At 51.0% G+C, this 16,807-nt stretch carries 16 protein-coding genes; 15 read left to right on the top strand and 1 reads right to left on the bottom strand.

Annotated features, from left to right (window positions below):
- Nucleotides 1–35: 35 nt before the first annotated feature.
- From NX720_RS25945 to NX720_RS25910, 8 genes are all read left to right on the top strand, one after another.
- Entirely contained in the window at nt 36–401 is a 366-nt protein-coding gene (locus tag NX720_RS25945) for a head decoration protein (protein WP_262598504.1), read from the top strand.
- Between the two features lie 58 nt (nt 402–459).
- Nucleotides 460–933, top strand: a complete 474-nt coding sequence (locus tag NX720_RS25940) for a major capsid protein (protein WP_262598503.1) — start codon at nt 460–462, stop codon at nt 931–933.
- Between the two features lie 45 nt (nt 934–978).
- The gene (locus tag NX720_RS25935; protein WP_262596267.1) at nt 979–2,532 is read left to right on the top strand and encodes a transposase; all 1,554 of its coding nucleotides are present in this window, start codon (nt 979–981) and stop codon (nt 2,530–2,532) included.
- Nucleotides 2,533–2,619: 87 nt separating this feature from the next.
- Entirely contained in the window at nt 2,620–3,153 is a 534-nt protein-coding gene (locus NX720_RS25930) for a major capsid protein (RefSeq protein WP_262601673.1), read from the top strand.
- Nucleotides 3,154–3,231: 78 nt separating this feature from the next.
- A complete protein-coding gene (locus tag NX720_RS25925) occupies nt 3,232–3,522 on the top strand; it encodes a hypothetical protein (protein WP_262598502.1) in 291 nt (96 codons plus the stop codon).
- A complete protein-coding gene (locus NX720_RS25920; protein WP_262598501.1) occupies nt 3,506–4,105 on the top strand; it encodes a phage tail protein in 600 nt (199 codons plus the stop codon). Before NX720_RS25925 ends, NX720_RS25920 begins: the two co-directional genes overlap by 17 nt.
- Complete coding sequence (locus NX720_RS25915; protein ID WP_262598500.1) at nt 4,080–4,481, top strand: hypothetical protein; 402 nt, start codon at nt 4,080–4,082, stop codon at nt 4,479–4,481. Before NX720_RS25920 ends, NX720_RS25915 begins: the two co-directional genes overlap by 26 nt.
- Before the next feature lie 60 nt (nt 4,482–4,541).
- Nucleotides 4,542–5,285 carry a phage tail tube protein gene (locus tag NX720_RS25910; RefSeq protein WP_262598499.1) on the top strand — a complete coding sequence of 248 codons (744 nt, stop codon included), beginning with the start codon at nt 4,542–4,544 and terminating at the stop codon, nt 5,283–5,285.
- Between the two features lies 1 nt (nt 5,286).
- On the opposite strand, the gene NX720_RS25905 is transcribed toward NX720_RS25910, so the two are convergent.
- A complete protein-coding gene (locus NX720_RS25905) occupies nt 5,287–5,514 on the bottom strand; it encodes a hypothetical protein (protein WP_262598498.1) in 228 nt (75 codons plus the stop codon).
- Between the two features lie 35 nt (nt 5,515–5,549).
- Between NX720_RS25905 and NX720_RS25900 the strand changes: the two genes are divergently transcribed.
- The 7 genes from NX720_RS25900 to NX720_RS25870 all read left to right on the top strand — a co-directional run bounded on the left by NX720_RS25900 (nt 5,550) and on the right by NX720_RS25870 (nt 16,784).
- Nucleotides 5,550–8,495 carry a tape measure protein gene (locus tag NX720_RS25900; protein WP_262598497.1) on the top strand — a complete coding sequence of 982 codons (2,946 nt, stop codon included), beginning with the start codon at nt 5,550–5,552 and terminating at the stop codon, nt 8,493–8,495.
- Entirely contained in the window at nt 8,495–8,881 is a 387-nt protein-coding gene (locus NX720_RS25895; RefSeq protein WP_262598496.1) for a hypothetical protein, read from the top strand. Before NX720_RS25900 ends, NX720_RS25895 begins: the two co-directional genes overlap by 1 nt.
- A 29-nt stretch (nt 8,882–8,910) precedes the next feature.
- Nucleotides 8,911–9,528 (top strand): hypothetical protein, encoded by a 618-nt coding sequence (locus tag NX720_RS25890; protein ID WP_262598495.1) that lies wholly within the window; start codon nt 8,911–8,913, stop codon nt 9,526–9,528.
- A 65-nt stretch (nt 9,529–9,593) separates the two neighbouring features.
- On the top strand, nt 9,594–13,169 hold the full coding sequence (locus tag NX720_RS25885; RefSeq protein WP_262598494.1) for a hypothetical protein: 3,576 nt from the start codon (nt 9,594–9,596) through the stop codon (nt 13,167–13,169).
- A complete protein-coding gene (locus NX720_RS25880; protein WP_262598493.1) occupies nt 13,169–14,155 on the top strand; it encodes a hypothetical protein in 987 nt (328 codons plus the stop codon). The genes NX720_RS25885 and NX720_RS25880 overlap by 1 nt, the downstream gene beginning before the upstream one ends.
- A complete protein-coding gene (locus tag NX720_RS25875; protein WP_262598492.1) occupies nt 14,155–14,919 on the top strand; it encodes a hypothetical protein in 765 nt (254 codons plus the stop codon). The genes NX720_RS25880 and NX720_RS25875 overlap by 1 nt, the downstream gene beginning before the upstream one ends.
- Nucleotides 14,919–16,784, top strand: a complete 1,866-nt coding sequence (locus tag NX720_RS25870; protein WP_262598491.1) for a hypothetical protein — start codon at nt 14,919–14,921, stop codon at nt 16,782–16,784. Before NX720_RS25875 ends, NX720_RS25870 begins: the two co-directional genes overlap by 1 nt.
- Nucleotides 16,785–16,807: the final 23 nt, after the last annotated feature.

Raw genomic sequence — 16,807 nt, 5'->3', positions numbered from 1 at the left:
ACCCTCCCAAAACTCAATAAAAAAGGACTTTTCCCATGAGCGAGAAAGTTGAATCCGTTTATACCGGCGAGTTTCTGGTATCCGAAGGCAATAACAGTATCAGCCGTGATCAGGTCGCTCTGGCTGCCAATGTTTCGCTGTTAGCCGGAACCGTACTCGGTAAGGATGCCTCTGACGTTTATACCCGGCTTAACCCCGCTGCCAGCGATGGCACTGAGGTAGCCGCAGGTATTTTGTACGCAGACAAGACTACTGATGCAGACGTTGGCAGGGCAGTAGTGATTACCCGTCTGGCAGAAGTAGTTGAAAGCCTTTTGGTCTTCCCCGATGGCATCACCAATGACGAAAAGGCGGCAGCGATCAAACAACTGGCCGCTCTGGACATTATCTTACGCAGCTGACCAGTTGTACTGACATTGACGTTTACAACAATCTATCCGTTATCAGGGAGATAACACCATGCTCGATATTTTCAGCAATGACGCTTTCAGCCTCACCAGCCTGACCGCCACCATCAACGAAATGGACTACAAGCCCATGCGCCTGGGCGAGTTGGGACTGTTTCAGGAAAGTGGCATCACCACCACGACCGCTGTGATTGAAAGTAAAAACGGCATCCTGCGCCTGTTGCCTACTTCAGAGCGTGGCGCACCGGCCACTCAAGCCGTGGGCGAAAAGCGCAAGATCAGAAGTCTGGTCGTGCCGCATATTCCCCATGACAGCACGATTCTTGCCCATGAAGTTCAGAACGTGCGGGAGTTCGGCAGTGAAGACAGCCTCAAGGGTGTTCAGGCGGTGGTCAATGAACGACTGATGCAGATGAATGGCAGCCATGAAGTCACTCTGGAGCATCTTCGGATCGGGGCATTGAAAGGCATTATCTACGACGCTGATGGCAGCACTGTGTTGTATAACCCTAAATTCAGCGGTTAACCCCTGAGCTAAACTCTAACCCTCAACAATATTGAGGGCTCGAAGATGGTTCGACCACCAAAACCCACTCCCCCAAAGGGTGAGTTGTCTGAAATGAAAAAAGATCCCTTATCCGTCAAACTCGAAGTCGATTCTTTCGACGGTAAAATTCATGTCGAGTGGGAGCCTGAAGCATCGGTCACCCCAATGGGACAGCTTCCTTTTTTTATACAGTTTTTAAAAACAGGTCACCGATTTGAACCCTGGATTAACGATTGCCCACTAACTTATAAAAGCCCAAACGCCCCTCAAAAAGTGGATGTGATTGGCTCATTAATGCTTTCCATTCTTTCAGGACATAAACGCTATGCGCATATCGGAACAATTATTGGTGATAAAGTAAACGCTCAGTTGCTCGGGATGAAAAAAATTGTCAGCGATGATTCTGCCAGGCGTGGTTTAAAGAAGATTGACGAAGATGAAGGCGTTGAATGGATGCAAAAACACCTCCATCTCTGTTTTGATCCGTTATTAACCATTCCATGGATTATGGATGTTGATGTTACCGTGAAAACCATTTATGGGCATCAGGAAGGAGCGGTTAATGGCTATAACCCACATAAGAAAGGGAGACCCTCTCATACTTACCACTCATATATGATGGCTAATCTTAAATTAATACTGGAGGTTGAAGTCAGACCCGGAAATCAAAGTCAAAGTAAATACTCTTTACCCGGTTTAATGGAGCTATTAAATCGACTTCCAAAACGCTGCTGGCCTGAATTTGTTCGTGGTGATTGTGATTGGGGAAGTGACCGGGTAATGAGCGAATTGGAAGATGCTGGTTGTCATTATCTTTTTAAAATGAAGAAGCACGACAACGTTAAGAAAGCCATAGGGAATGCACACTGTAGCGGAGGATGGGTAAAATACGACAACCATTGGGAGGGAAAAGAATCCGTAATTAAACTGTCAGGTTGGAAAAAAGAAAGACGCATAATTATTGTTCGAAGACGGCGTCCTGAAAATGAAATACCGATGTTGGAAAAAGGAATAAAAGAACGTCAACAAACGTTAGCATTAATAGAAGAGCCAGAAAATATAAAAGCTTACGAGTATTCGGTTCTGGTCACATCTCTTGATAATGATATAGTCTCGATCATTAATCATTATCGCAATAGGGCTGACTGTGAAAATAACTTTGATGAAATCAAAAACCAATGGGGCTGGGGCGGTTATGTAACAAAAGATATGGCAAGATGTCGAATGCTGGCCCGAATGGTTGCCTTGGTTTACAACTGGTGGACGCTATACGTTCGATTGAGTAATCCGGACTCCCATAAAGAATCAATTACCAGCCGTCCCTTATTAATGAGTTCAATTGGCAAGCTGACCCACTCTGGCAACCAAAAGAAAATAAAGCTGACAAGCCAGCATCGATGGATGTATAAAATTGCGAAATTACAAAGTGAACTGTGTGATTTTTTTGATTCAATCAAAAGTATCGCACCGCAGTTGAATCCAATTAACGCATGGTGTCGTATTTTAACGAAAGCGGTCTCAAAATTTTTGAAAAAAGGGCAGGTTATTACGATGCAACCATTAATTCGATCGGGCTAATGACTTAAAAAAACGCTGCTCAGAACCGTGAGAAGCTATTCCTAATGGCATGGCTCAGTGGCGTTCAACTGCTGAATTTAGGATAACCTGTTTGATGAATTTGCTGTCAGCCAGCAATCCCATACCTTCAAGTTCAGTGATGCCACCACCGATGTTCGAGGCGAATCCGTCAAGGTGCGGCGTAAGGTGGAAAAGGCATTAGGGGCAGAAATGTATACCGGCCTGCGGGCATTGTGCGGTGCTGACTTCTTCGATTCACTGGTTGGGCATGAAAAGGTCGAAAAAGCCTATGAGCGTTATCAGGACGGTGCCATGCTCCGTGATGATGTTCGCAGTGGCTTCCAGTTTGGCAATATTCACTGGGAAGAGTACCGGGGCAGTGTTGAAGACAAGGAATTTATCGCGGCCGATGAAGCCTACCTTTACCCGGAAGGCACTGGCATTTTCCGTACATGGTTTGCTCCCGCTGACTTTGTGGAAACCGTGAATACCATTGGCCTGCCTCGTTATGCCAAGCAGAAGCCTCTGGATTTTGACAAGGGTATCCAGATTCATACCCAGTCTAACCCGCTGCCCATCAACCTGCGTCCAAGAGCCGTTATTAAACTGAAAATGTCGTAAATGGCCGGGCGAGCCTTTGGGCTTGCCCACTTTCTCACCATCCCGCTATCTCATCATCCCGCATTGGGAACCCTAACCATGACAGATCAGTTTGCAGCCCTGCATCAGCAATGCTTAGCAGTGTTCGGGCAATCTATTACGGTCAGCAATCCTGATGGTGAATCCTTCACAACCAAGGGCATGTTCAAAAAAGAGCTGATTCCCACCGGGCAATTTGAGAACACTCTTCAAAGCCTGAATGTTTTGCTGTTAACCAGCAGCGAGCCGGTTAAACGGGGATATATCATCGATCAGGCATGGGTTATTGACCGGAAAATACAGGACGACGGTCAGTTAACAACATGGACGCTTTATGAATATCTACCTTGATCTGGAGGGTGAGATTGACCCGCTGATCGCTGGGTTAAAAGGCTCACCCGATAAAGTCTCCAAAGCCACCAAACGGGCATTAGGCAAGCTGGCGAAATTTGCCGAGCGTAATGTTTTAAGGGAGGTATCCCGACAGGTTGGGGTCACCGCAAAACTAATAAAAGAGCTGGGCAGGGTTCGGGCAACTCTGAAAAAAGCCACCAACCGGGATACAGGGGAGTATGAACTGGTGGTGTGGCTGGGCATCTTTGATATTCCGGCTCATAAACTGGGTACTCCCCGACAGACCAGAGCAGGAGTTCGAACCGGCAAGCATTTCTGGCAGGGAGCGTTTCTGTTTCAGCCAGTCAACGCTCCGAAAGCCATGGTGTTCAAGCGGGCAGCTAACTGGAAGCATAGACAACAGCGGTCAAGAAAATCAGGGCGATTGATGTGGATCGGCTTGCCCATCGAAAAACAGTCCCTTCCCATCTATCAACAGGCAGAAACGGCGCTTGCAAACATGGAACCATTACTGCTTGAACGGTTTTCAACATTGCTACAACAAGAGCTGAACTATGCTTTCAACATCGAATCCCGATGAACAGATCATAAAAGCCCTGCTCACCAAACTGGAAGAGAGTCGTTTTCCGGTATTGCTTGGCTATTCCATCGCTGACCTTCCAGAGATAGAGCCCCCAGCCATTCTGGTACAGCTGGACAGTATCCGGGAACTGGAACGACAGGGTAAACGGGCAAAGTATCGGCTGGAATTAACGGTCAGCGGCGTTTACCGGACGCAGCCTGATACCACTTACCAGCTGATGACCATTGCCCGAATGATCCGGTCACTGCTCATTCACGCTAGTTTTGAAGGTGTCCGGAAAATCAGCTTTTCAGAGACTCAGTTTGATATCGCTCCCAACAATGGACAGCTTTCGTTTGCGGATATGTCTGTAAACCTTGAAGCCGTCTTCTAAATCATTCCAAAACCCTATCCCGACGAGCATTCCAACAAAAAAAACAACAGGAGACTTCCTATGTCCACAATCGACCGCAGTTTCATCGGTGCCGGTTCAATCCACCTGCAACCCTACGACCAGTCAGCACCACTGTTGCCTATTGGCAACGTCAGCGAGTTTACCTTCAGCTTTGAAGAAGACCGTAAAGAGCTGAAAAATTACCTGGGTGGCGGTGGCAACCGCAATGTACTCAGCCGGGTGTCCAGTGTTACGGCAAGCATTGTCGCTAATGACTTTACTGCCTCGAATATCTCCCTTGCCCTGCGGGGTAGTGTCACCGTAGCCACCACAACTCCAATCACCGATGAACTGTTACCCAGTCACGGTGTGGAAGACGAACTGATTCCTTTCAACCATCTGCCGGACTTGAAGCAATCAGTCACCGTCAAAGACAGTACAGATACCGAACTGGTGGCGGGAGTGGATTATGAGTTAGCAAAATCCGGTATCAAGGTGCTGGTGAACAGCAGTATTGATAACAAAGGCGTAAAAGTCAGTTACACGCCTATTGCCTCTAATATGGTGCAGGCATTAGTGGAAAGTGGTCGTGAATTTGTGCTGTTTATGGAAGGGCTGAACGATGCCCAGGAAGGCTTGCCCTTTAATATCCGGGTGCATCGGGTGAAGTTCTCGCCAGCCCAGAACCTTGGCTTTATCTCGGATGATTTTGCCAGCCTCAGCTTGCAGATTGATGTGCTGGCAGACCCGAGTATTAGTGGGAACGGGTTGAGTCCGTTTATGCAGATCGATCTGGCGACATGAGTTATAGGTTCAGTGGGATGGTGTTGTGTTCTATGTATCTTTCGGTCGCTGAAGTAATGATTTGAATGGCAAGTTCCAGGTCGCAACTGCTAAAAATTTCGAGAACCCAGCAATCAAATTCGTAGTTTCCATAAACCAGGTTCATAAATACATCCATAAATAGCTCGCCCTGTTCAGAGAGAATAAACATAAAAGCATCTAAATAATGAATCTGTTCCGCTGTCAGCATTACCATCCCTCCATCGCTAAAAATTAAGGCTCACTATGGGATCAGTTAAAGAATCCGCCTTACGGTTAGTACTCAAGGCGAGAGACACCCTCTCTGGCCCAGTTCAGCAATCGGCTAAATCGCTGGAAAAGCTACGCTATAAAACCCATGAGCTGAAACAACAACTTAGCACCCTTGAACAACAGGACAAGTTGCTATCGGCTTTTCAGCAGCAGAAAAAGGCAGTTCAGGCATCAGGGCAGGCGTATAAGCAGGCTGAACAGAAGGTCGAGCAGTTAGCTCGGGAATATCAAAAGACTGCCAAGCCCACCAAAGCCATGCGTAGGTCACTGGATAATGCCCGGAAGTCGGTCATTGCGGCAAACCAGGCCTATCAAAAACAGCGGGGGAAATTAGCCGAGCTGCGTGGTTCTCTGGAGAAAGCCGGATTATCCAACCGAAAAATTGCAGAGCAACAAAACAAGATTCAAAGAGAGCTGAAACAAACATCAGCGGCCTACCAAAAGCTAACAGCGAAAAGCCAACAGGCCAACCGCACTTTACGACGTAACCCGTTTAAGAAGGTGGCCAGTGATGCCAGCCTCGCCTCAAAAGGCATTAACGGGTTGGCAGGTCGATTCACGGCATTGGTATCCGCAGGTGCTGGTCTGTACGCCATCAAGCGAGCCATGCAGGGCGTTCTGAGTGCCGGGGATCAGTTTGAACGGCTGGAAGTTCAGTTAGCTGCCATTATGGGCAGCATCGAAGAAGGCAACCGGGCAGTTGAGTGGATCAAGGACTTCACCTCTAAAACCCCACTGGAGTTACAGCAAGTTGCTGATTCCTTTACTGCCCTGAAAAACTTCGGGCTTGATCCTATGGATGGCACGTTACAGGCGATTGTGGATCAAACCTCCAAACTCGGCGGCGGGATGGAACGCCTGAATGGGATGACTCTTGCCCTGGGTCAGGCGTGGGCGAAGCAAAAGCTGCAAGGTGAGGAAATTTTACAGCTGGTTGAGCGTGGCGTTCCGGTCTGGAGTTTGCTGGAAAAGGTAACGGGCAAGAATACTCAGGAGTTACAGAAACTATCCAGTGCTGGGAAGCTGGGTCGGGACACCATCAGGCTACTGATTGAAGAGATCGGCAAATCCAGCGAAGGGGCTGCTGCCGCTAACATGAGCCTGCTGTCGGGCTTGATGGCGAATATGTCCGATGAGTGGCTGAAGTTTAAAGGATTAATTGCTGATTCCGGCTGGCTGGATTACGTCAAAGGTCAGTTAAAAAGCTTTGCCGTCAGCATTCAGGAATTAACGGACAACGGCAAACTGGCTGCTGTGACACAATCCATCAGCGATGGCTTTATCAGCATGGCGGAGAGTATCAAGGCATCGCTCTCCGGTGTCACCATTGAAGGGTTTGTTTCTGGGATAAAAGACGGTTTTCGTACAGTCAGCACCGCATTGAGCGATGCCCGGTCAGCCTTTGAGTTAACCGGCTCCACCGTCAAACTGTTCTTTAATGGCTTTATGGTGGGAGTGAACGGTTTTGGTGCTGTGGTGGCTGCGACCTTTGCTTCCATTACCAGCGGTTTGTCCAGCCTGTTTAAAGCGGTCAATGCCGATGAAATGGCCGCAAAAACCGCAGCCATTACCGCCACGCTGGATGCCATGAGCAATGACTTCGCAGCGAAGGTCAAGCAGGACGCTTCCGATGTCAATGCGGCCTTATCGGATATAGGCGACAGTCTTGCCCGAAATAACGAACAGTCCCAGCAGAAAGTCCGGCAGCATAACAAAAAGACTATTGACCAGCTGCTGGATAATTACCAACAGGTCAAACCCGCCGTTAAAGAAGTCGCAAAGGCCGCACAGTCCGCCTTTGCCGATGCTGCCGATGCCCTGAAACAAATAGACGCTGCCGAAACCCGCACTGAGCTGGCTGACCTTGGCGTGGCACTGGCCGAAGCCTACAGCAACGGCACGCTGACGCAGGATCAATACACTGAAGCACTGGAACGGGTTAAACAAAAGCTTCAGGAAGTGACACAGGTTGCTCAATTACTGGGCAAAGAGATAGGCGATCTCAATACTGAAATAACCCGCAATAACGACAAACTAAAAACCACCGGTTCCGGCCTGGCAGGGGTCTTCAACCGAACCACCGCCGAACTCCACGCCCTGAGCGCACAGGCAGAAGACGCTTTTCTGGCCATGCAGGGTGCCACCCAAATTGACACCAGCGATACCCTTGACCAGTTAGGTCAGTTAAAGCATCAGCTCAAAGAAGCGAAGGAAGAAGCGGGTCGGCTTGCTAATGTCACCAGCGGTTTTGATCCCACCGGAATTGGTAGCTGGTTGTCGGATACCGCAGCCAATGCCGCTTATGTGAAAGCCCAGTTTTTACAGCAGAAAGTCACGCTGGAGTCGCTGCTATCCGGTTATGAAGACGGTACCCTGACCGCCCAAAATCTCGCTTATGCCGGACAATCCGCTGCACACTCTCTGGACTTGCTTAACCATCAAGACCTTGACCGCCTGACGGATGCCATCGATCAGGCTGAAGACAGTATGGAGCAGCTGGGCAACAGCACCCGCAGTACGCTGGAAAGTATGCAGGACGAACTGGATCAGCTCCAGGGCAAGCAGGAATCTATCGAAAGACGACGCTTTGAGAGCAGGAATCGTGACCTGCAAAGCCAGTTACAAGAAGCTCAGCAGGATGGAAATGCCCAGTCAGTCAGCAATATTCAGCAAGCCCTTAGCCTCAATAACCAGATTTACAGCGAACGCCGCAGGCAAATCCAGCAGGACAAACTGGAAGAACGACAGCGGGAGTTTAAGTCCCTGTCAGCCCCACCACCGCCAAAAAGAGAGTGGCGCAGTAGTGAAAAAGTGATCCGATTGGAGTACCCGGGCGGTAATATCAAAGTGGGCATCAATAGCAGTGATGAAGCGAAGTTTCTGGAAGCATTAAAGAATGCAGGATTGAGGTCAGTGTGATGACGCTGGATGATATAGAACTGCCGGATGATCTGTTGTGGGTCAACGAATTCGACTGGAACCCTGTCGAACAGACGACAGAGCGAAGCCTGACCGGATCATTACTGGTTCAGGAACAAAGCCTCAAGCATGGGCGTCCTATTGAACTGTCCGGCAATGAGGAATCGGGCTGGGTGCCTCGCTCAACGGTTGAAGCTCTGCTACAGGCCAGCCAGACACCGAATAAGGTAATGACACTAACGCTTTCTGACAGCCGAACCTTTCCGGTTATTTTTGACCGTAGCAATGGCTCACCGATTCAAGCCCGACAAGTGCTTCCCTTCGCTTACCCGGACGACAACTATCAGTACAACCTGTCTATTCGCTTATTGACTGTGGCATCATAAGGAGCAGGACATAATAAGAGGAAAAAGCAGTGACAGCACAAATTTCTAGTGGGCTGGTTATTGATGATGAGAGCTACACAATTATCGGCAGTTCGTCCGGTTCTCTTTTTGATCCTCGCTCACTGGGAATAGAGCCTAAATTTTTTTCCAGCTGCTGTTTGAAGGGGTATATAAGCAGTGTCGTGTGTAAGAACGACCAGCTCTTTTTGAAAAGTCTTACCATCGGCCTGCCATTTAACCAACCTGCGCCCCTAATAAACGGTGTTGTAGCACTTGATCAGCAAGGAGAACTTTATTTCGGACACCACTACAATGATGTTTGGTTACCTTTGAAGTACTCAGGCGAAGTTGAGCTGGGTAAGGACTGGCATGGCAACTTAGGCCGAGGCAATCATGGTTTTGCACCTGCGGTTGAATTTGAGTCGGTTTACCAGTGTGTTTTTGAGCAGGGTAAGTTGATAAAGATGATTGATATTTCAGACTCTTATATTGCTGATCGCCAGCAACTGATAGCAAAAGTTGAGCAAGAAAGTGCGAAACGCTATAAGCAGGAACAGCGGGAAAAGCGGCGCAAACTATTCTGGTTAAAATGCAAAGCCTTTGTCACAGGCAAAAAAATTCCCGCCACTTTACCTGATGAATACTGAATAACGAACATCAAATAACAACCGCCTTTGGGCGGTTTTTTTTCGCCTGAATAAAAGGAAGCGTCATGGCCATCAACAACGACGATGTAAAACTCTTCGAAAGCCAGCGCCTCAGCGACGAGGAAGACGGCGGTGGTCGGGCAACCGGAACCGAAGTCATTGACGGCAACATCAATAACCTGTTTCAGGACATATCAAGGATAGACCGCACCATTGGCGATGTGGCTCTGCGGAAAGCCTACGTGGGCATCAGCACCGATAATAATGATGCTTATCTGGGCAGCCACCTGATCCTGACCGAACCACCCAAAGATCAAAACGTCAGTGTTCTTCTGTTTAATACCGATGACCAGACCGACGAGCGCAAGAATGCCCGGAACCGTATCGAAGCTTATGTGGTGCCAGGCACCACTGCCAGCTTTGAACTGCTGGGCGACCAGACTGAAGGCCAGCGCAGCATTGCAGGTATCCAGCGGGAAGAAAGCAGACTGCCGGAGGTGGGCGAGGTTTACCGCCTTTATGATCCGGTCACCAAAGCGGAACAGTATGTGCGTTTGACTAAGGTGGAAAGTCGCATGGAGGTGTTCACCTACCAGTACGGCGATAGCACCTTTATGGATTTTGAACGACGGCGTATTGATATGGAGATCAGCGCACCCCTCTCCTATACCTTCCCCGGAGGTGTACCTACCCCTGGAGGTACTCAGATGCAGGTACGTGGAAACGAACTGCTTCGGGAAAAGACACTGGTGCAAGGGACGCAGATAGCCGATGCCTCCCGCTATTACGGCATCAAGCCTGCCAGTGCCACTATCAGCAAGGGCGACCTGAGCGTCCGGGTAGATAGCCTCTATGCGCCACTGGTTCCCAGTGCCAGGGTGGAAAGCCCGGTGGTGGATCAGTATGGCGGTTATACCGCTAAACGGATGGTGGCCACGGCTGCTGGCGTTAGAAATGTCAGTCCGAAGTTTGTCCATCTCACCGGCAGCCAGAGTCGTGCGTTTTTGCAGACCGGAGCCTTGCCAGGAACCATCACCCTCACCATGGATGGTGGCACTTTTGTGGATAACCGGAAAGGCAGCCTGGTACACAGCAGCGGCACCAATAACTTCTCCAGCATTACCATCGACTATGAAAATGGTGAGATCAACGCCTATCGCAACAGCGGCAAGTATACCAGTACAGCGTCCGTTACTTACCAGCCTGCGGCTGCCGTCGTCGGTTCTGCCATCAGCGGTACAGAAGATGTGTCTTCCCAGAACCGGGGCTTTAATTACACCTTCAACTTTGCTGAAGCCAAGCCCAAACCCGGAACACTGGTGATCAGCTACATAGCACTGGGCAAGTGGCAGGATGTCAGCGATCCGGGCAACGGGCAAATGGACGGTTCCGGCAAGGGCAATATCGATTTCAGTACGGGCAGCGTGGCGGTCACCTTCGATGCAGTGCCAGACCCGGACAGCAAGCTGGTGTTCAGCTATATCACCCAGGGCGACGAAGAAATTACCCGGCGAACCGGCTCTCTGCCGGTAGAACGGTTTGCTTTTCGTCACACCACTGAAAAGCCGGGCATCAAGCCGGGCAGCGTCACCATTCGCTATCTCGCCAGTGGGCAAAATAAAACCCTGACCGATCAGGGCAATGGCTTATTAAACGGCGATGGTTCAGGCAGTGTGTATTACGCCAGCGGGGAGCTGGGCTTTGTCTTAAACGCCGTTCCTGACAATGGCACCGAGATCGAGATCGAATACCAGGAAGGTGCAGTAGCCGGTGGGCAGGTAGACGTCACTATAGATTCAGCGGGGCTGATGACCGGCACTATCAGCGGAGCGCCACTGCTGCCCGGATCGGTGCAGGTTCAGTTTGCAGTGGAACGGGAGTCGGTCAGTCATAACGGCAGAAGTCAGGGCTTTGCTGAATACTCCAGCACCTATAACAGGAACAAGTCGTTCAATGATAACGGCAACGGAGGCTGGCAAAACGGCACAGGAACCATCGACTACCAAACCGGCGAGTTTACGATTCAGGCAACGGAGAATTACTCTATAAGGAAATACAACGCCTACTCCACCACCCACTCGTTCACCAGCTGGGGAGAGACTATAACCCGCACCAGTCATCGTTTGTCTTCTGCCAACGTCACCAAAACCGAAGCGTTCCCCGGCAGCACTGTCACCAGCAAAGCCCAGGGCAACAGTTTAAGTCACCTGCCCAATACCGAATCCCTGGGTTCACCGGAACTCACCATCGACCTGTTACCCCTGATTGATGAGCCTCTGCTGCCGGGCAGCCTGATCTTTGACTGGAATGGGGAGTCTTACTTTGACCGGGACGGGCTGCTGTATAAAAACATCAGCACTGAAACCAATGCCGGAACGCAGGTGGGAACCATTGATTACACGGGCGGTGTGGCGACACTGGCCGTCTATCCGTCCGGGACAGTCAGCACTGCCACCCTGACCGCAGCGGCTACCTTTTCAGCCGACTTTAAGACGAACAGTGTCGCCTTCCGTACACCCGGCGCACCCGTAAGGGCTGGCAGCCTGCAGCTGACCGCAGTCCGGGCAAGCAACGCTGACATCATCACTGCCACAGCCGACTTCAATGGCAACATCAACACCAGTGAGGTAGAGGGTAAGTTTGACGCAACCACTGGCTGGTGCGAGGTGTTCTTTACAGACGGAACTGATCCTATTCAAATAATCCCCCAGAGCGTCCGCTACAACTGCGTTATAGAAACCAGCCTGCCAATGGACGCTGACCTGATCGGTCTTGACCCGGTTCGCCTTCCGGCAGATGGCAGGGTGCCAATTTACCGTCCGGGGGATATTGTGGTGATCAGCCATAAGAAAGAAACCGATGCCGGAACCCCAACCGCTGGGCAAAACTTTGTCCTGACAAGGGATCATCAAGCCGAGATTGTTGTTGAAGACAGCGCAGGCAAACTCCTCGATCCGGCACAGTACACTGCCGACAAACCAGCCGGTAAATTAACCTTTGCCGATCCATTGCTGCTTCAGAATGCTGGCGGGGAAAGCCTGACCGCCCCCTTCAAAATAACTGACCGGGTCGAACATATGAGCGTGGTCAGCGATGCCCAGATTAACGGGGAACTTTCAATTATCGCTCCTGTGCCTTGGGACTTGCCTGCGGGAGAAACCACCATCAGCAGTGCCGTCGTCTATGGGGATTTGCAGGCCAGGGTTCACAGTTTTTTCAGTCAGAAGGTGTGGGACAGCGGCAACCCCAACTGGACGGATGAGCGCAACGAAGACAATACCACTGCCAAGTACAACACCGTCAACTACCCGATACAGGTCGCCAACAAGGGCTCCATCCATGGCAAGTGGGCGATTATCTTCACATCAGGCACCGCCTTTACGGTGGTAGAGGAAAAGCTGGGGATCATCGACACCGGCACTACGGGAACCAATACCGCCCCCATTAACCCGGAGACTGGAACACCTTACTTCAGCATTCTGGCCGATGGCTGGGGCGTTGGCTGGTCGCCCGGTAATGTGGTGCGATTTAACACCGATGGCTGCCTGGCTCCGGTGTGGATCTGCCGGACGGTTCTGTCAGGGCAAGGGACAGAGACAGACGACAAGTTTACTTTACAGATTCGGGGGGATGCAGACTGATGGCGGTTACCTACTACGACTCGGAGGATGCAGGCGCTCCACAGTTTACCTACAGTGGAACCACATCAACCATTATTGAAATTTTCGATGCCATTCTGGTCAACGGCTATGGAAGCAAGCCCGGCCTGGGCTGGACGAAAGAAATGACGTCAGCCGTAGCAGGCAGTGACCGGACGGTTTATAAAAATAAATCCGCCTCACAGGAGGATATGTATTTACTGGTGGAAACCAATCCCGCCAATGGGTCAGCCTTTCGCCTGCAAATCGCAGAAAATGTCACATCGCCAGAAGCCTATGAAGGTTACAGTGCCTATGCTGCCTGTTATTGGGGATATACACCAAGAGTATGGAAAGCGGTGGGTGATGAGAGAACGCTGATCTTGTTTCTTCATGCAGGGGGGCTTGAAAATCAATCATCAGGCAGCGCCCATATAAGATATCCACTGACGCTTTATGTTGGCGATGTTGACACTATGAATCTGACCATCCCCAGAGGCTGGGCTTTGCTGGCACCGTCTATGGTAAAAGGCTTGTTGAGCGCATCCACATCAGGGGGGACTTACGCAGGAACATTAGCTAATGCCCATCAAGCAGTAATCAGCAGCACCTATCCAAGAGTGATGACCTCACTGCCCGGTATAAGCTGGTCGGAAGATGACCAGACAGTGGTCTGCTGTACGATGCAAAATCAACACAACAATCTGAATGCAAAGAACGGTTTCCCAACCACAGAAGTCTCAGCCTTTGAGCAGAATGCCATTGCAAGGATTCCCTGGTTTTTGCTGATTGAGCAAAAATTCATGTTCAGGCTGCGAGGTGTATTCAATATATTCCCCTGGCTGTACCAGAATGACAGCAACTCAAAATTAAACTTTCTGAAGCCATTAACCATTGATGGCATCACTTACCGGGGAACGACGTACAAAGGGAACAGAAACAACAATTACCCCATGACCGCTTATATCCAAACGTCGGGAGACTGGTAATGTTCACAGATACCTACCAGCCACTGAACACTGATCTTCGGTCGCTGTACCCCGGTGTGAAAGCAAAGCTGATGGTGGATGGGATACCGTTTGCAGGTAAAGCGACTCTTATTGTCGAAGGAAAACTGGGTTATATCTTCTCCACCCGGATTAATGATGGAACAATCAATGCCTTTTTTCTTCCCGGTTTTTTAGCCACGTTGTCGTTTAGTTTTTTGATCTTTGTGGAAAATAAACCTTTTGGCACCAAAGCGGTTAAATCCGATGATACCGTCGTTTATGACTTTGCCATCAGCACTAAAGGCGGCAGCGCTCCCACAGGCGATCCGGGAACCATTACCGGCAAGGTGGAACAGGTCATTGATAACCAGCCCCAACCTGTCGCCCGGACACTGGTCGCCGTGGAGAACAAACCGGACGGAACCTGGGCAGTAACAGGCAATGCTACCAGTGACAGCCAAACCGGAGCCTACTCTCTCGGTGTACTGACCGATGGCGGCGATACCTTTGTGCTGGCCATCGACGACTATGGACGACCATTCACCGCCAGTGCCAGCGTTGAGCTCAACGAGATCATCCACCCTACCACACCCAATGGTTATGTTTACCGGGTCGAAAAAGCAGGCACCCTGCCGGGCAGTGAACCGGACTGGTGGGTCGATACCGGCACCAATCACACCCGCACCATTAACGATGTCACCCTCCGGGCAATGGCTTATAACCGCCCACTGTGCCACGGAGCCTTGACCGTGGAAACCAGCTGATGCCTTACCCGCCACCTCAAGGCAGCGTCGACTTTGAATTCTCCGGCACACCTTATGTGAGAAGCACAGCAGCCGTAGCGAACTTTGATGGCTCGGTCGCTATTGCCTTTGCACCGCCTCCCGGATTAATGATCAGCCAGCAGGCGCTCTGGCAAACAGCCCTCACCAGTGAACGAACACAGCAAAGCCGCTTCGGAAACACTGTGCCGATTGAAACGTTACGCACCCAAAGTAGTCAGCAGGGGAACCCTCTGAATCCCTCGCCATTCGGGGTACTCTGGGGCAAGGTGCCTGAACTGGAACAGCAGCTGGTTATTAGTCATGGCACAGCACCCCAAAAAAGGAACAACAGCGAGGGGAGATGGACGCAGCCTCCGGCAGCCGATGAGCACAGAGCTTCAGGGTGGGATCAGAGCATTCAGGCAAAAGAGCTGACCCGAATCGACGACTGGAAGCAAGCCCCGGAAAAAGACAATGACAACGCCTCCCTGTTCCAGTCTGTTGATTTATACAACAGCACCAGCCGCAAGCCAGCTGCCTATGTCCTGCCACAACCACCCATCAGCTTTGTCTTTCAGGAGAGCCTCTACTCAGCATCAGGAACTCCTGCTGCCTGGTTCCGGTTTGGAGCCATTGAGCCAAACACCGCCATTCAGCCAAGGGACACCCGGCAGCGTTCCACCTACAGCAGCAACCGAACTCAGGACGAGCCGGTTATCATCCCCTGGGGCGAAGGCCGCAAACAAAAAGACAACGACTACACCGGCAAGTATGGCGGCGAAACCCAGCCTGAAGACCCAAAGAAGCCGCAACCGAAGCAGCCAGATATCAGGGAGAGCTATCTGCTTATGAACACCATCAGCGTCGTCATCCTGCCAGACAGAACGCCCATCGAGCTGAAAGACCTGGAGATCAGCCTCGACATCGACAGCTTCAGCTGGGAGCTCACTGGTGAGCTTTGGGGAGCCAGCAGCCTGGCTCTGGTAGAGCCTGACGAAAATGGAACCAAGCAGATCGAGGTCGATATCAATGGCTGGAAGTGGGTCTTTATGGTGGAGCGTTACACCAGCCGTCGCCAGTTTGGGCAGGAGCAATACAGCATTTACGGCACCAGCCGGACGCAACTGCTCGCAGCCCCTTATGCGCCGCAGCGGAGTAAAAGCAGCGCCAGCAACATCAATGCAAAGCAGGCTATCAGCGAAGAACTCAGCAATACCGGCTTCACAGCCCAATACCCAAGCCTGAACAGCTACAGCACACCGGACTGGATAATCCCCGGTGGCAGCTTCAGCTACCAGAACGAAACGCCCATGAAAGTCATCGCCCGGCTGACCAGCACCGCAGGGTCGGTGATTATTCCAGCCAGGGACAGCGACACCCTCAACATCCAGCCCCGCTACCCAGCCAGCCCCTGGAAGTGGAACGATGCCACTATGGATAAAATCATACCCGCCAGCCTGATGATCAGCCTCAATGCCAGCTGGCGACCCGAGCCGGAGTACAACGCTGTTTATGTTTCAGGCACCCATGCGGGAGTCGCCGTCAACGTGAAGCGGCAAGGGTCGGCAGGTGACGAACCCGCCCCCGACATTCTGGAAGACTGGCTGACAGAAACCCAGGTCAACACCGAGCGAGGCCGCAATGAGCTGGCCAAAGGGGGAAACCAGAGCATCACCACCATCGAGATCCCACTGACCGACAGCAACACCGCACCGGGACTGGTGGAGCCTGGGCAGCTGGTAGAAGTGCGGGACTCACTCCTGAACGGGACGAATAACAACTGGCGAGCCTTGTGTCTGGCGACCAGCATAGGGGCTTCAGGTGGGAAGGTGACGCAGAGGCTGGAGTTGGAAAGGCATTATTAGACTAAAGTATTAGTTGTTGCCAA

Origin of the sequence: Endozoicomonas euniceicola, assembly GCF_025562755.1 — a bacterium.
Classification (GTDB): Bacteria; Pseudomonadota; Gammaproteobacteria; order Pseudomonadales; family Endozoicomonadaceae; genus Endozoicomonas_A; species Endozoicomonas_A euniceicola.
Note: the sequence above shows the minus strand (reverse complement) of the source record. Positions and strands in the feature narration are given on the sequence as shown.

Bases quoted from the DNA above. Each gene is read 5' to 3' on its own strand.
- NX720_RS25905 (WP_262598498.1), bottom strand. From the start codon at position 5,514: ATGCTGACAGCGGAACAGATTCATTATTTAGATGCTTTTATGTTTATT.
- NX720_RS25915 (WP_262598500.1), top strand. From the start codon at position 4,080: ATGCTTTCAACATCGAATCCCGATGAACAGATCATAAAAGCCCTGCTC.
- NX720_RS25935 (WP_262596267.1), top strand. From the start codon at position 979: ATGGTTCGACCACCAAAACCCACTCCCCCAAAGGGTGAGTTGTCTGAA.
- NX720_RS25875 (WP_262598492.1), top strand. From the start codon at position 14,155: ATGTTCACAGATACCTACCAGCCACTGAACACTGATCTTCGGTCGCTG.
- NX720_RS25880 (WP_262598493.1), top strand. From the start codon at position 13,169: ATGGCGGTTACCTACTACGACTCGGAGGATGCAGGCGCTCCACAGTTT.
- NX720_RS25895 (WP_262598496.1), top strand. From the start codon at position 8,495: ATGACGCTGGATGATATAGAACTGCCGGATGATCTGTTGTGGGTCAAC.
- NX720_RS25885 (WP_262598494.1), top strand. From the start codon at position 9,594: ATGGCCATCAACAACGACGATGTAAAACTCTTCGAAAGCCAGCGCCTC.
- NX720_RS25945 (WP_262598504.1), top strand. From the start codon at position 36: ATGAGCGAGAAAGTTGAATCCGTTTATACCGGCGAGTTTCTGGTATCC.
- NX720_RS25870 (WP_262598491.1), top strand. From the start codon at position 14,919: ATGCCTTACCCGCCACCTCAAGGCAGCGTCGACTTTGAATTCTCCGGC.
- NX720_RS25920 (WP_262598501.1), top strand. From the start codon at position 3,506: ATGAATATCTACCTTGATCTGGAGGGTGAGATTGACCCGCTGATCGCT.
- NX720_RS25940 (WP_262598503.1), top strand. From the start codon at position 460: ATGCTCGATATTTTCAGCAATGACGCTTTCAGCCTCACCAGCCTGACC.
- NX720_RS25925 (WP_262598502.1), top strand. From the start codon at position 3,232: ATGACAGATCAGTTTGCAGCCCTGCATCAGCAATGCTTAGCAGTGTTC.
- NX720_RS25910 (WP_262598499.1), top strand. From the start codon at position 4,542: ATGTCCACAATCGACCGCAGTTTCATCGGTGCCGGTTCAATCCACCTG.
- NX720_RS25900 (WP_262598497.1), top strand. From the start codon at position 5,550: ATGGGATCAGTTAAAGAATCCGCCTTACGGTTAGTACTCAAGGCGAGA.